The sequence below is a fragment of the Cyanobacterium stanieri LEGE 03274 genome, from assembly GCF_015207825.1.
GTDB lineage: Bacteria > Cyanobacteriota > Cyanobacteriia > Cyanobacteriales > Cyanobacteriaceae > Cyanobacterium > Cyanobacterium stanieri_B.
The window spans coordinates 31,163-45,499 of record NZ_JADEWC010000006.1 but is presented as its reverse complement, the minus strand read 5'-3'; the positions used below and the strand labels follow the sequence as shown (position 1 = coordinate 45,499).

Here is a 14,337-nt window from a genome sequence, read left to right as displayed (position 1 = left end):
TTGCTTCTGTGGAAAATATAATAGTATATTGCCATTCAGATTTTGTAGATTGATCGTCTCCAGACCACATTAAGATGAGAATATCTTTTAAATTAAATGAAATAAGTAGAAGATTATTTTTGAGAATCAACTATTTTGAAAAAAAATATGATCAGAACTGATCATCAATTGATCCTATAATAATTCGGTGGTAAAGTAAGAAAACAAAAATAATCTAATGAAGATAGGTATTCCCAAAGAAATAAAAGACCAAGAATTTAGGGTAGGTTTAACCCCCGCCAGTGTCAAAATATTATCAGAGCAAAATCATCAAGTATTTGTGGAAGATGGGGCTGGTTTAGGCTCAGGATTCACCAACGAAGATTATCAATGGGCAGGGGCTACCATCACCGACTATAAAACCGTTTGGGAGCAAGAAATGGTCGTAAAAGTAAAAGAGCCATTACCCCAAGAATATCCTCATCTAAAGCAGGGACAAATCTTATTTACCTATCTTCATTTGGCCGCCGATCGCACCTTAACCGAATCCTTAATCAAAAGTGGTGTAACGGCGATCGCCTATGAAACCGTACAACTACCCGATGGCAGACTACCCCTGCTCACCCCCATGAGCATCATTGCAGGACGTTTATCCGTACAAATAGGCGCAAGATACCTCGAAAAACAACAAGGAGGAAAAGGAATACTCCTAGGAGGTATCCCAGGCGTTGCCCAAGGAAATATCGTCATCCTCGGAGGGGGCATCGTCGGCACAGAAGCAGCTAAAATAGCCGTAGGCATGGGAGCAAAAGTAACCATCTTAGACGTAAATATTGACCGATTAGCCTACCTAGAAAACATCTTCGGCTCAAGGGTAGAACTACTTTACAGCAACTCCCAAACCATTGCCAAAAGCGTCATTAATGCCGACTTACTCATTGGAGCGGTATTAATTACAGGGAAAAAAACCCCCATCCTAGTATCAAGAGACTTAGTCAAAAAAATGTCCCCCGGTTCAGTTATCCTTGATGTAGCAGTAGATCAAGGGGGTTGCATCGAAACCCTGCGCACCACCTCCCACAGTAACCCCAGTTACACCGAAGAAGACATAATCCATCTCGGTATCCCCAACTTACCCGGTGCCGTGCCTCGCACCTCCACCCAAGCCCTCAATAACAATACCCTCCCCTATGTAATTAAACTAGCCAATCAGGGTATCGGAGCATTAAAACAAGATGCCACCCTCGCTCAAGGTTTAAATATTCATTATTATCGTCTAGTCCATCCCGCTGTCCAACAAGTTTTCCCCGACTTACCCCAATAACTTAAAATCTGAAAGCATTCTAATTGTGATTAGACAATAAAGTTTCAATTTTCTGAATTACCTTTTCTTCATTAATGGGCTTCCCTAAAAATCCCGAAGCCCCCACCAACTTACTCCTTACCCGATCTACCATACCATCATTGCTAGTGAGAATAATAATGGGAATATGCTTAAGATTAGAAACTCGCCGAATCTGAGAACAAATTTCATAACCGTTGATAATAGGCATCATCACATCTAAAAAAATTAAATCAGGTTTATGGGTAATAATTTCAGGTAAAGCCTTTAAAGGATTTTGAATGGCAATGAATTGATAGCCAGACTTAGTGACGATATGCTTCATAATTTCGCATATTTGAATACTATCATCTACACAGATAATTAATTTTTGACGAGTGGGTTTGGTAATTTTGTAATTTTTATTATCACTAACTCCAATTAAAGTAACATTTAAAGAAGTATCACTCACCGAAACTAACTCAATAATATCCCTCTCAAAATAAGGTCTCAACCAGATAGTAACTTTAACAACGCTTAATTTGAGTCTGTCCGCAACTTCCTTTAAAGTTAATTTTCCATTGAAAAGAGAGACTAATTTAGTATAAGTAGGGGTGTTAAAATTTTTTCGGAGGATGGCAGGATTTTTGATAATTGGTGCAGTATTAGGAGACCAACGAGTTAATTTTTCCTTTTGCCAGATTAACCATAAATTTTCGGCTTGGGTTAATGGTTCATCAAAGTGAAACAAATTGAGAGAATTTTTTAACCCTGATTCTTCGGAAAAACCTTTTTCCGCCACAATAAAATCATAGGATAAATTATGTTTTGACCCTGCATATAATATATCAAACAATATTTCTATAATTCTTGATTTAATAATAGATAATGCTTGTTCTTTGTTGATAAGAAAGCGGTTGAGTAGATTTACAATAATTTGATAATTCCAGCATTCATAATCCTTTGAAGAAGCTAAGTCAATTAAATCTAAATCTAGTTGAGGACAAGACTTTGTAATTAATCTTTGCCATGAACGATAGGGATGATCGCCGCCATCGGCCCAAACGATTCTACCTAAACAGAAATATATGCGCCAAGTTTTACCTTTATTTCCAACTATATCTAATCTACCCGTTACCTTTTTTTCATTGGAAGATTCAAATTTTTCTCTTAGCGTCATTGCCCTTTTTTTTTTGAATAATCTACTTTTATTATCTATTGTTCCCTGACTTCTAGCCAATATTTATGCTTATTTTTGGCGTTGATGTGATCACACTTACTGGCATTGGAAAATTAAATTTTAAAGAAGGAAAAAAATTGATTTAATTGTGTTTTATGCTCGATCGCCCTTCTTTTTCCAAGGTCTTAACTGATATTTTACCCCGTAAATTATGGTAGGATAGATATTGCTCTATATTTCTTATAAATTACTGGTAATTAATGATTTACCCTGATTTCGATGAATTTTCTTCGTTAACCAACCAAGGAAACTTTATTCCTGTCTATCAAGAATTAGTGGCAGATTTAGAAACTCCCGTTTCCGCTTGGTATAAGGTATGCGCAGATCAACCCTACAGTTTTTTATTGGAATCAGTGGAAGGCGGAGAAAACTTAGGGCGTTATAGTTTTTTAGGTTGTGATCCTGTTTGGACATTGGAAGCTAGGGGACATCATACCACCAAAACCCATCGACAGGGTAAAGTAGAGGTTTTTACTGGTAATCCTTTCGATATTCTTTCTAGTTGTCTCGAATCCATTAAGCCCGTTCATTTACCGCAATTACCCCCAGATATTGGCGGTTTGTTTGGTTATTGGGGTTATGAGTTGATTTCTTGGATTGAACCCAAGGTGAAGGTATATGCTCCCAAGGAGGGTGATTTACCCGATGGAATGTGGATGCAAATTGATAATCTTTTGATTTTTGATCAGGTAAAACGTAAAATATGGGCGATCGCCTATGCCGATTTAAGACAAAAACACCTTACCCTAGAAGAAATCTATCAACAAGCCTGTGACAAAATTAATAAATTAGTCCTCAAACTCCAGTTACCCCTACCCACCACCGCCAAACCCCTTGAGTTTAACCCCAACAAACCCATTAACTCCACTAACCTAGAAAACTATCAGAGTAACACCACCAAAGAACAATTTAACGCCAGTGTTGCTAAGGCCAAGGAATATATTAAGGCAGGAGATATTTTTCAAGTAGTAATTTCCCAGAGATTACAATCTTATTACAGTGGTCACCCCTTTGAATTGTATCGCTCCTTAAGATTAATCAATCCTTCCCCCTATATGGCTTTCTATAACTTTGATGGATGGCAATTAATCGGCTCATCTCCTGAGGTGATGGTTAAAGCCGAAAAAGACGAACAAGGCAAAACCAAAGCCACCCTACGCCCCATTGCTGGAACTCGCCCTAGGGGCAAAACCCTTCAAGAAGATCAAGCCCTCGCCCAAGATTTGTTACAAGATCCCAAAGAGGTGGCAGAACACGTGATGTTAGTGGATTTGGGTAGAAATGACCTCGGTAGGGTATGCCATAAAGGTACTGTTACCGTAGATGAATTGATGGTAATTGAGCGTTATTCCCACGTGATGCACATTGTCAGCAACGTTACGGGAGAATTAGAGGAGAAATATACCCCTTGGGATTTACTTAAAGCCGCTTTTCCCGCAGGTACTGTCAGCGGTGCGCCTAAAATCCGAGCCATGGAAATTATCAATGAATTAGAGCCTGAAAGGAGAGGGCCTTATTCTGGGGTGTATGGTTATTATAATTTTGAAGGTCAATTAAATACCGCTATCACTATTCGCACCATGATTGTGGAAAAAGCGCAAGGGGCAGAAAATCACCGAGTTTATCTTCAAGCAGGGGCTGGATTAGTGGCAGATTCTGATCCCGATAAGGAATATCAGGAAACTATCAATAAGGCTAAGGGTTTATTAGAAGCCATCAGGAGTTTGGGTTAACTTGAGTTGGGGATAACATGTGTAGTCTTGTAAAGGCTTGAATAATTGACAATTGACAATTGACAATGAATAATTGAACTATTTTACTCTTACTCCCAATCCCCCGTACTCCTTATCTCCTAGCCGTACGGACGTACCATGGTATGTCCCCTACCATATAACACAACTCTTATCCCAAGCTGAAGTTATTTTAATGTCTATTAGTCTTAGATATTTAATATTAAATGAAATTATTTTTAGATCGATATGCTTATTTAAATTCTCCAATACATAGATGGGAGCAAAAGCCAAAGTTTATTGCTTTGATGAGTTTGATTATGGCTTTTTCTTTTATTAATAAATTAAAGTTATTACCTGTAATGGTATTAACTACAGTATTTTTTTTTGTAATATCTAAATTGCCAATCACCTTTTTAATTTCTCGCTTACGTTATCCAGGTTTATTTATTATTGGATTAATTATTTTTTTGCCTTTCGTAATTGGAGAAAATATTATCTTTAATTGGAGTTTTATAAGTGTAAAAATAGAGGGTATTTTAATGGTGATTGTGATTATAATAAGATTTTTATCTATTTTAACTATTAGTTTAATTCTCTTTGCCACTGCACCTTTTATTTCTACCTTAAAAACTCTTCAATCCTTGGGGCTTTCACCTATCATCAATGATATGATGTTACTTACTTATCGTTATTTAGAGCAGATGGGCGATCGCCTTTTAACCATGGAAAAAGCGTTACAATTAAAAGGTTTTAAACTTCATAAATTAAGCCGTAGAAATTTAAAAATTATTGCTAATTTAATTGCCAGTCTATTAATAAGAAGTTATGAAGAGTCAAAATTAGTATATCAAGCTATGATTTTGAGGGGTTATGGCATAAGAATAAAACAAGATAACTATAATTATCCATCCATAAAATCTGTACATTGGTTAGCTTGTTATGGAGTAGTTTTAATCAGTTTAACTTTAATTTTTTTAGAATATTTCCTGTGATAAAAAGAAACTATTTTTATAATTTATTCCCTAAGCAAAATCCCCCAATGTAGGGGGAATTAACAATCTAATCGTTGAGGATAGTTTCAACTACGGCTTCGATGGGGATGTCTTGGGCTTCTTTGGTGGCTCGTTTAACAAACTCTACTTTACCATCTTTTAACGATCGCCCCGTAACTACTCGATAGGGAATACCCACTAAATCAGCATCTTTGAATTTTACCCCTGCCCTCTCATTACGATCATCTAAAAGGGTATCAATACCAGCTTTATTGAGGTCATTATATAGCTGTTCGGCGACTCTTACTTGTTGTTCGTCGCTGATGTTAGGAATAATAACGATGGCTTGATAGGGTGCGATCGCCCTTGGCCATATGATACCATCTTTATCATAGGATTGCTCTACCGCTGCCTGGGCAAGACGGGATACACCAATACCATAACATCCCATCACGAAAGGTTCTTCTTTTCCTGCCTCACTGGTATAGGTAGCGCCCATGGCTTGGGAATATTTCGTACCCAGTTGGAAAATATGCCCTACCTCAATACCTCTGGCGGTTTGTAACAATTGTGTAGAATCGTGTAAACTGCGATCGCCCACAGACGCTTTACGAACATCCACCACGGTAGGTAAAGTAAATTCCTTACCCCAATTTGCGCCCACGGTATGATAACCCATTTCATTGCTACCCGTGACGAAGTTGGCTAAATCTTTGACGGTTTCATCGGCTAAACGTAAAAAACTACCCTCTACCTGTGCTGAGGGTGCAATGTAATCATCACTTAAATCAGGGGCAATATAACCCAAGGGTAAAGATTTACTAGCCCATTTTTGTTGGGCGTTTTCATCGGGAACAGTTAAACTAATGATGGTTTTAGCATCATAATTATGGGCAATTTTGACCAATTCATTATTTAATTTAACTTCATTAACATCTTGATCCCCCCTAATACTGACTAAAATTAAGACAGTTTTTCCTGAATCGTAAACCGCTTGATATAAAACATTTTTGACAATATTAGTAGGAGAGCAGTTTAAAAATTCACTTACTTTGGCAATGGTTTCAGTGTTAGGAGTTTCTTTCTTTTCAAAACTACTAAAAGGAGAAGCCACCACATCCGCAGGTAAAGAAACCGCCTTTTCTACGTTAGCCGCATATTTACCATCCTCGGTGTATAAAATCTCGTCTTCCCCCGCATCCGCCAATACCATAAATTCTTGAGAACCTGAACCGCCAATGGCCCCCGAATCGGCTTCTACTGCCCGAAAACTTAGCCCACAACGGCTTAAAATATTGCGGTAAGCCCGATCCATATCTGCATAGGTTTCCTTGAGGGATTCAGGGCTAGTATGGAACGAATAACCATCCTTCATGATAAATTCTCGACCACGCATCAAGCCAAAACGGGGGCGAATTTCATCCCTAAATTTGGTTTGAATTTGGTATAGGTGTTGGGGTAACTGACGGTATGATTTGATCATATCACTGGCGATCGCCGTTATCACCTCCTCATGGGTAGGGCCTAAACCCAACTCCCTTTTTTGCCTATCCACCAAAGAAAACATAATCCCTTCTGCCTTGGTGTAAGTATCCCAGCGCCCCGACTCCTGCCACAAATCCGCAGGTTGAATCTGGGGTAATAAACATTCCAACGCCCCCGTTGCGTTCATTTCTTCTCGGACTATCTGGGAAACTTTTTGTAATACACGCCACATCAACGGCATATAAGCATAAACACCGCTACCAATACGGCGAATAAAACCAGCCCTCAACAATAGCTTATGACTAGGGATTTCAGCTTCCGCAGGGTCTTCTCGTAAAGTAACCCATAACATCTGAGATAAACGCATATTTAAATTGACCATCCATTTGACAATGTTTGATTGTATCAGAAATTCTCCTATTCACAATCATAGAAAAACAACCAACGGTATAGAAGTCGGTAATAGATTTTACAAAGATAAAGAATCACCAACATCCATAAATAAACTTTAGATGGTTATCTCCATGTTCTTTATATGAAGTTTTGTAAAGAGATTTTTTAATAATTTGCAACAATAATTGTCTGTTTGTAGTAGATTCTTGTATCCTAAAAAAGTGGGGATCAATGCTCAATTAAAGCCTTTGAGGTTTTCTGATTACCAGTAATGCTGGAAATGTGAGAACCACGAAAAATAATATCAGTTAACATAACTACAAAAATTAATTATTACAATTAAGAGCATAGTTAAATAACATAACAAAATTAAAAGTTATGGTTTTTATCAATTTGTCTTAGTTTTTAGAGTCATATTTGTCCATAGAATTTAGATTTTAAAAACAAAAAACAAATTACTAAGGACTATTAGCTTAAAACTTTGTTCTTACAAAAAATAATTAAAAAAATAAAAACTATCAATTGATATTATTCAATTAATCATAGTTAAATGATGCAATTTGTAATTAACACAATTGCAAAAAGAACATTATAAATCATAATTTAATTAATCATTGATCTCCATTTTTTTAGTTAATTAAAGTTGTTATATAATTGAGGGAAAGACCATGCCTAGAAGAAAGAAAAATTTTGCTTGTGGTCATGTCGGATATGGTAGTAAATGTCATAGATGCGCCCATCAAGACTCCATGAGAGAAGAAAAAAGGAGGGCAAAAAACGCTTGGAGACAAAGTTTTAACCATGATCCCATTGACTTAAGTTCATTACCAAAAAACGTAGTTTTAAAGGCTAGGGACATTATTAAAAAACTGCAAAACAAAACTAGCTATACCAATTTTAGGGGAAAAAGACTAAGACATAATCGCTTCATCATTAGTATTCCCGTAACGAGGCATTATCGCCTAATTTGTCGAGACTGTGGCAGTTTTGTAGCGCCAGAAGCGGTGGTATCCCATGAAGATTATAATGTTTGTAAACCAGGAATTTAGTTATTAGGTTTTAAGTGTTAGGGTTGATTGGATTTGTGTTTAAGCCTAGTACCATTTATCTGAGTTCAATTCATTAAACGATAAAATGTTAGCCTTGTAATTTATTGCAAGGTAACTAAAAATATTATTCCGAACTCAAGTTAGGTTTAAGGTGAGCTGGTACAAATTAAAATATAGATCAAAAAAATACCCAAGACCTTAAAATGGTTAAATTGTTAACTATCAACTGCTAACCATGCTCAAAATCGAACTACCTAATATTCCTCCTCAATCTTGGCAATGTGAAATCGGTAAAAAATGGGATCATCCCTATACTGTGCGCTACGAGAGTAATTTGGATGATGGGGCAAACCATGGGATGCCTTTGGGGGGTTTTGGGGCAGGTTGTATCGGTAGGGCGCCTAGTGGAGATTTTAATTTGTGGCACATTGACGGGGGAAATCATACTTTTACGACTCTCCCTGCTTGTCAGTTTGCGGTATTTGAACACCCGGAAGGGGAAGATGCCCAAGTATATGCCCTCAGTACCAATGCTCCCGAGGATGGTAGTTTATCGAGTTGGTCATGGTATCCTCAAGGAAAGGGTACTTATTCGGCACTGTATCCCCGTAGTTGGTTTAGTTATGAAGGGGTGTTTAAATCCCAGTTGGTATGTGAACAATTTTCTCCCGTCTGGGCAGGGAGTTATCAGGAGTCTAGTTATCCCATGGCGGTGTTTGAGTGGAGTATTCATAATCCCACTGATAAACCCATTACCATGAGCATTATGGTATCCTGGCAAAATACGGTGGGTTGGTTTACCAATGCCATTAAATCGCCCACGGTGAAGGTGAGGGATGATGGTAGCCCTGAGTATGAGTATAAACCCCGTTGGGGCAACAGTACGGGCAATCTTAATCAATGGATACAGGATGGTTTTCGGGTAGGTTGTTTATTCGATCGCATCAGGTTAGAGGATGAACCCACGGAAGGGGAAGGGCAATGGGCGATCGCAACTACTACCAATCCTACCTTAGAGGTATTTTATCACACCCGTTGGAATCCCAAAGGAGACGGCAGCGAAATTTGGGATAGATTTGCCATGAATGGCTCTTTACCAGACTTTCAGGACGAAACCCCCGCCGAACCAGGGGAACAAATTGCAGGGGCAATGGCGATCAGATTTACCATTCGCCCTGGGAAAACCAAAAAGATTCCTTTTATTTTAGGGTGGGATTTCCCCGTAACGGAATTTGCCCAAGGAGTTAACTATTTTCGTCGCTATACCGACTTTTTTGGCAGAAATGGGCGTAATGTGTGGTCAATGATTCGCACGGGCTTAAAACACCATGATATGTGGCAAAATAAGATAAAAATGTGGCAAGAGCCGATTTTGAGTCGTTCTAATTTGCCTGATTGGCTGAAAATGGCTCTGTTTAATGAATTATATTTGCTTACCCAAGGGGGTACATTGTGGACAGCCGCCACGGAGGATGATCCGGTGGGTCAATTTGGGGTGTTAGAATGTATTGATTATCGTTGGTATGAAAGTTTAGATGTCCGTTTATACGGCTCTTTTGGACTTTTACAACTTTTCCCCCGTCTCGAAAAGTCCGTTATGGAAGCCTTTGCCCGTGCCATTCCCACGGCGGATGATACTCCCCGTATTATCGGTTATAACGGTGCTTCGGCAATTAGGAAGGCAAAAGGGGCAACTCCCCACGATTTGGGCGCACCTAATGAGCATCCTTGGATAAAAAGCAACTATACCAGTTACCAAGATTGTAATTTGTGGAAGGATTTGGGTTCGGATTTTGTGCTGTTGGTATATCGGGATTATCTTTATACGGGTAAAAATGATCAGGATTTCTTGTGGGAATGTTGGGATAGTGTGGTGGAAACTTTGCACTATGTGAAGGGTTTTGACCTTGATAATGATGGTATTCCCGAAAATTCTGGTGCGCCTGATCAAACTTTTGATGATTGGCGTTTACAGGGTATCAGCGCCTATTGTGGTGGTTTGTGGATATGTGCGTTGGAAGCGGCCATCGCCATTGGTACTATATTATTAGATAATCCCCCTGTAAATCCTGCTTTGGAGAAGGAAAACGCTCAGGAAAATATCCAAGGTGCGATCGCCCTTTTCCGTCAATGGTTACATCAATCAAGGGCAATTTACCATGACACCCTCTGGAATGGGGAATATTACAACCTAGACAGTAAAAGCGGTTCGGATGTAGTAATGGCAGATCAACTCTGCGGACAATATTACGCCCAATTGTTGAAGTTACCTGATGTGGTGGAAAAGGAATATGTCACCGCTACCCTGCAAAAAATTTATGATGCTTGTTATCTCAAATTCCATAACGGCACCCTCGGCATCGCCAACGGGGTTAAACCCGATGGAAGTCCAGAAAAGGAAAATGATACCCACCCCCTCGAAATTTGGACAGGAATTAACTATGGTATCGTCGCCTTTATGATTCTCAATGGCATGAAGGAGGAGGGTTTACAGGTAGCAGAAACAGTGGTTAATCAAGTTTATGGCAATGGTTTACAATTCCGCACCCCCGAAGCAATTACGGCGGTTAATACTTTCCGTGCTAGTCATTATTTAAGGGCGATGGCGATTTGGGCTATTTATCAGGCACTTAGTTGAAATAAACGGACTTTTACTTTTAATATTAAGATTTTACTAACAGTAAAAAAAATATATGTACCATAGTTTCTTTCTGGTCTACGCCACTATCTTGAACCCATCTAATTACTGAATATTATTTAATATTAGCTTCTCATTATCTAACTAATTAACTAGACGACTCATGAACATTATACTTAACTTACTAGCCGGAGCAATAATCTCTTATGGATGTTCACTGTATTTCGCAAATAGAAAAAAAAATATTCATAGGAAAATAGCGGAGATAGATTCCTATTCTAAATATATTAATCAATTGAGACAATTATCCATAGAACTTAATGGAATAGCTTATGTAAATCTTTTTTTAGTTCTTTCTCTTTTATCTATTGGATTCGCAATTCCTGTATTGGTAGAATATCTAAATTTTGATGATAGCTTGAATGATTTTGTTTTACTATTTCAAGCTATCATTTATATTGTTTCAGCAATGATTTCCTTTAGTGCTTATACAACGTATTGTGATATATTGAACTATCAAAAAAAGCTCCAGCGACTTGAAAAGAAGAAAGCCGATTTAAAGGAAAATCTTGAGCATCTTTAAATACATAAACATCGAATTGTGTAACCAATTTACCGTCATTGTGATCGAGGTTAAATGTGAATGTTATAACTAATGATATGATGAAAAAAGAGTCACTCTAAGATAGCCATATGGAAGATATAAAAAGAGCAGAGAAAGAAACAAAAAACACACCTGTTACAAAAAAAAGGTACTTAAGAAATGAGCTAAATTTACAATTGCAAAGAGATGTTCAATCAGTAATTGTCATTTGTCGTGATGAATATATGACTATAGGGGAGACAGCAGATTTTCTTAACGTTTCACCTGCTTATCTCAATAAAATGTTAAAAAATAGGGAGCTTTCTTATATAAAAATCGGTAAGAGACGTAAAATCAAAACCAAAGATGTAGTACAGTATCAGCAAATCAGAGACAAAAAGCGTAATCATTTATTGAACAGTTTTTCACAAGGGCTAAAAGAAGATGGATTATATGACTAGAATCTAAAATTAGGACATAATTCATGAGGAAGTTAGTAGTAGTTTTAGATGCTTGTGTCATCATTCCTATGCCCCTTTGCGATACTTTGCTAAGAATGGTTCAGGCAAATTTATTTCGGTTTCATACTTCGGAACAAATATTAGAAGAAACCACAAGAAATCTAGCTAAAATGTTAGCAAAAAGACCTAATATAACCATAGAAACAGCTTTATCAAAAGCAAAAAAAAGAGTTGAACAGATCAAGTTAGCCTTTCCTGAATCTTTAGTTGAACCGAAACAGAAAATTATTAATACACTGAAGAATGACCCGAAAGATCGTCATGTTCTTGCCACTGCCATAGAAGCGAAAGCAAGTCTTATTATTACAGCTAATCTTAAAGATTTTCCTGATTATGCCACTGAATCTTATGCTATAAAGGCAATCTCCCCTGATGACTTCCTTGTTACTCTACTAAATCTTTATGGTTCTCTGAAAATTAAAGATATACTCCATAGACAAGCAAAAGCAGTTAATCTTGACGTAAATGATATATTAATGAACCTCAAAAATAATAGTAATATTTCTAAGTTCGTGAATATGCTTAGTTAAAAATATTTGATTGATAACCATAACCTTTGATATGACTGCTTACAGATTGCTTTATTTGCTTGATTAAACTTTAATTTTGCAGAACATAAAGAGTTTCCTGTTCACGCTCCCAATCTTCTGCACTAATAACTACAAAATCGCCTCCACTACGACGAGTTACTTTCAGTGGCACATGGTCATTGGCCGCTTGTTCCACAAAACTTTTAATGTTGGAGCGAAATTGGTTCACGCTAACTGTTTCCATAAAACAACTCCTTTTAGGTACCGATAATCAGTACTTATTATAACTTCTGAGTCAAAGAAATAACCTAAAATAAAATACCTCTATGCAAAATTGAAAAGAGCATGGGAACTTAAAAAAAGCTAAGGTACGATCGCACTTTAGACTATTCATTTAACTAACATCTCAAAACTTCCCTCTAAAATGGGAATGGTTTGCCCAGAAACACTGTAAACCAATGCTTCTTTATACAGTCTTTGGGCTGTGTGATTATGTAAATTAGCCGAACCTTTACTGGTGATTACCGCCCCTTGGGCGCAACGAAAACCTAAGTTAATGGCCTTTATCCTTAAATTCAGTTTTTCTTGAGTTGTTTTTGATGGTTTTTCGATTTCTGTCAAAATAGTTTGTTTAATATTTTTCAATTCAATCATTAATTTTTCAGAATTTAAAAATACTGATTCAAGTTGTAATTTATTAGCATTTTGATTGATTAATTCTAAACTTTTTTCAGCACAACCAAGGGCAAAAGCACTATTATTTAATATCTGTTTTTCACTATCTTTAATAATCGTTTGAGGGGGATTAATTTTAATAATATCATCATGATGAATATACCATTTTTCCATGGTTGCACTTACTGTATTTGTTGCATCGAGCGCCCCTAGTTGCATCGGTGAATTAATAATTATTTTTCCACCGTTTTTCTCAATATTCCTAAAAGGTGCGATCGCATATAATTCCCCCCCATCCTCTAAAACAGCACCCACAATAAAATATTCAAAAATATTAAACCCTGTAATCCAAAAAATATCCCCCGTTAACTGATAACCATCTCCATGGGCAATGGCTTTTAAAGGAGCATTTTTTAAACGACGTAAATGGGAAAAAGCCACCCCACAAAAACTTAATCCCTTAGCAATATTAGGTAGATATTTTTCCTTTACTATTTGATTATCAGATTTAGACAACATTCCCACAGCGGTTTGATGTTGTGCCTGTAAAAAAGCTAACGCCCCTGAATATTTTGCCATCATCATCTTAGACGTAAAAAAGGTTTTATTACTTACTCCTAAGCCACCCCATTCCACGGGTAATTTTAGACTAAGCCATAAAGGATTATCTTTTGCAATGGTTAAAAAAACTTGTTTTAATAACTCCTTACTATGATCTAATTTATTTGCTTTTTTACTAATATTTTCCTCTAAATATTTTTCTAAATTATTAATAAAATTAATATCATTATCTAATCCCTTATCTTCTTGGTTACTGACTGAAACTAACTGTATTTTTTTATCGAATTTACCCTTTTCTTGTGCTTTATTTTGCCTAATGGTTTCAATAGTTTCTTTGTTTAAACCATAAGCATTAATCGTGGCAGATAATACCTCATAAATATCTGCGATTTCTTCCATTAAATTATCTTCATGAGCTTCTAAAAATTCATTTACTTCTTCTAACAACTTTTGTTTCAAAGAGTTTTTATATTCTTCAGAAGAAAGAGTTTTTATCTGATATGTTTTATTGCTTTTTGTTATTATTTCTGGTATTTTATCCCTGATAAGTTTGTTATATATAATAGTCATTGATTATTAAGTAGAAAGCGATTGCTTTATCGATATAGTATCTATAATAATTTTAATTACCCAATTT

General features: G+C 36.8%; 12 protein-coding genes. 8 read left to right on the top strand and 4 right to left on the bottom strand.

Annotated features, from left to right (window positions below; genetic code table 11):
* The first annotated feature begins 217 nt into the window (after positions 1–217).
* Positions 218–1,303 (top strand): alanine dehydrogenase, encoded by a 1,086-nt coding sequence (gene ald / locus IQ215_RS04180; protein WP_193800069.1) that lies wholly within the window; start codon positions 218–220, stop codon positions 1,301–1,303.
* 19 nt (positions 1,304–1,322) lie between these two features.
* Here ald and IQ215_RS04175 read toward each other — a convergent pair whose 3' ends face one another.
* Positions 1,323–2,480, bottom strand: coding sequence for a response regulator (locus IQ215_RS04175; protein ID WP_193800068.1), 1,158 nt, complete (start codon positions 2,478–2,480; stop codon positions 1,323–1,325).
* Positions 2,481–2,740: 260 nt separating this feature from the next.
* On the opposite strand from IQ215_RS04175, the gene trpE reads away from it, so the two are divergent.
* Both trpE and cbiQ read left to right on the top strand, forming a co-directional pair.
* Entirely contained in the window at positions 2,741–4,273 is a 1,533-nt protein-coding gene (gene trpE, locus IQ215_RS04170; RefSeq protein ID WP_193800067.1) for an anthranilate synthase component I, read from the top strand.
* A gap of 224 nt (positions 4,274–4,497) precedes the next feature.
* The gene (gene cbiQ, locus IQ215_RS04165) at positions 4,498–5,265 is read left to right on the top strand and encodes a cobalt ECF transporter T component CbiQ (protein ID WP_193800066.1); all 768 of its coding nucleotides are present in this window, start codon (positions 4,498–4,500) and stop codon (positions 5,263–5,265) included.
* Between the two features lie 67 nt (positions 5,266–5,332).
* On the opposite strand, the gene proS is transcribed toward cbiQ, so the two are convergent.
* Entirely contained in the window at positions 5,333–7,117 is a 1,785-nt protein-coding gene (gene proS, locus IQ215_RS04160) for a proline--tRNA ligase (protein WP_193800125.1), read from the bottom strand.
* A gap of 694 nt (positions 7,118–7,811) precedes the next feature.
* Here proS and IQ215_RS04155 point away from each other — a divergent pair.
* The 5 genes from IQ215_RS04155 (at position 7,812) to IQ215_RS04135 (ending at position 12,464) form a co-directional block, all read left to right on the top strand.
* Positions 7,812–8,192 carry a DUF7682 family zinc-binding protein gene (locus IQ215_RS04155; protein ID WP_193800065.1) on the top strand — a complete coding sequence of 127 codons (381 nt, stop codon included), beginning with the start codon at positions 7,812–7,814 and terminating at the stop codon, positions 8,190–8,192.
* 235 nt (positions 8,193–8,427) lie between these two features.
* Entirely contained in the window at positions 8,428–10,830 is a 2,403-nt protein-coding gene (locus IQ215_RS04150; protein WP_193800064.1) for a GH116 family glycosyl hydrolase, read from the top strand.
* 163 nt (positions 10,831–10,993) lie between these two features.
* Positions 10,994–11,413 (top strand): hypothetical protein, encoded by a 420-nt coding sequence (locus IQ215_RS04145; RefSeq protein ID WP_193800063.1) that lies wholly within the window; start codon positions 10,994–10,996, stop codon positions 11,411–11,413.
* A gap of 110 nt (positions 11,414–11,523) precedes the next feature.
* Positions 11,524–11,874, top strand: a complete 351-nt coding sequence (locus IQ215_RS04140) for a helix-turn-helix domain-containing protein (RefSeq protein WP_193800062.1) — start codon at positions 11,524–11,526, stop codon at positions 11,872–11,874.
* Between the two features lie 23 nt (positions 11,875–11,897).
* A complete protein-coding gene (locus tag IQ215_RS04135) occupies positions 11,898–12,464 on the top strand; it encodes a PIN domain-containing protein (protein ID WP_193800061.1) in 567 nt (188 codons plus the stop codon).
* A 70-nt stretch (positions 12,465–12,534) separates the two neighbouring features.
* Here the strand turns inward: IQ215_RS04135 and IQ215_RS04130 are convergent, their stop codons facing one another.
* Complete coding sequence (locus tag IQ215_RS04130) at positions 12,535–12,708, bottom strand: type II toxin-antitoxin system Phd/YefM family antitoxin (RefSeq protein ID WP_193800060.1); 174 nt, start codon at positions 12,706–12,708, stop codon at positions 12,535–12,537.
* A 146-nt stretch (positions 12,709–12,854) separates the two neighbouring features.
* Entirely contained in the window at positions 12,855–14,270 is a 1,416-nt protein-coding gene (locus tag IQ215_RS04125) for an acyl-CoA dehydrogenase family protein (RefSeq protein ID WP_193800059.1), read from the bottom strand.
* Positions 14,271–14,337: the final 67 nt, after the last annotated feature.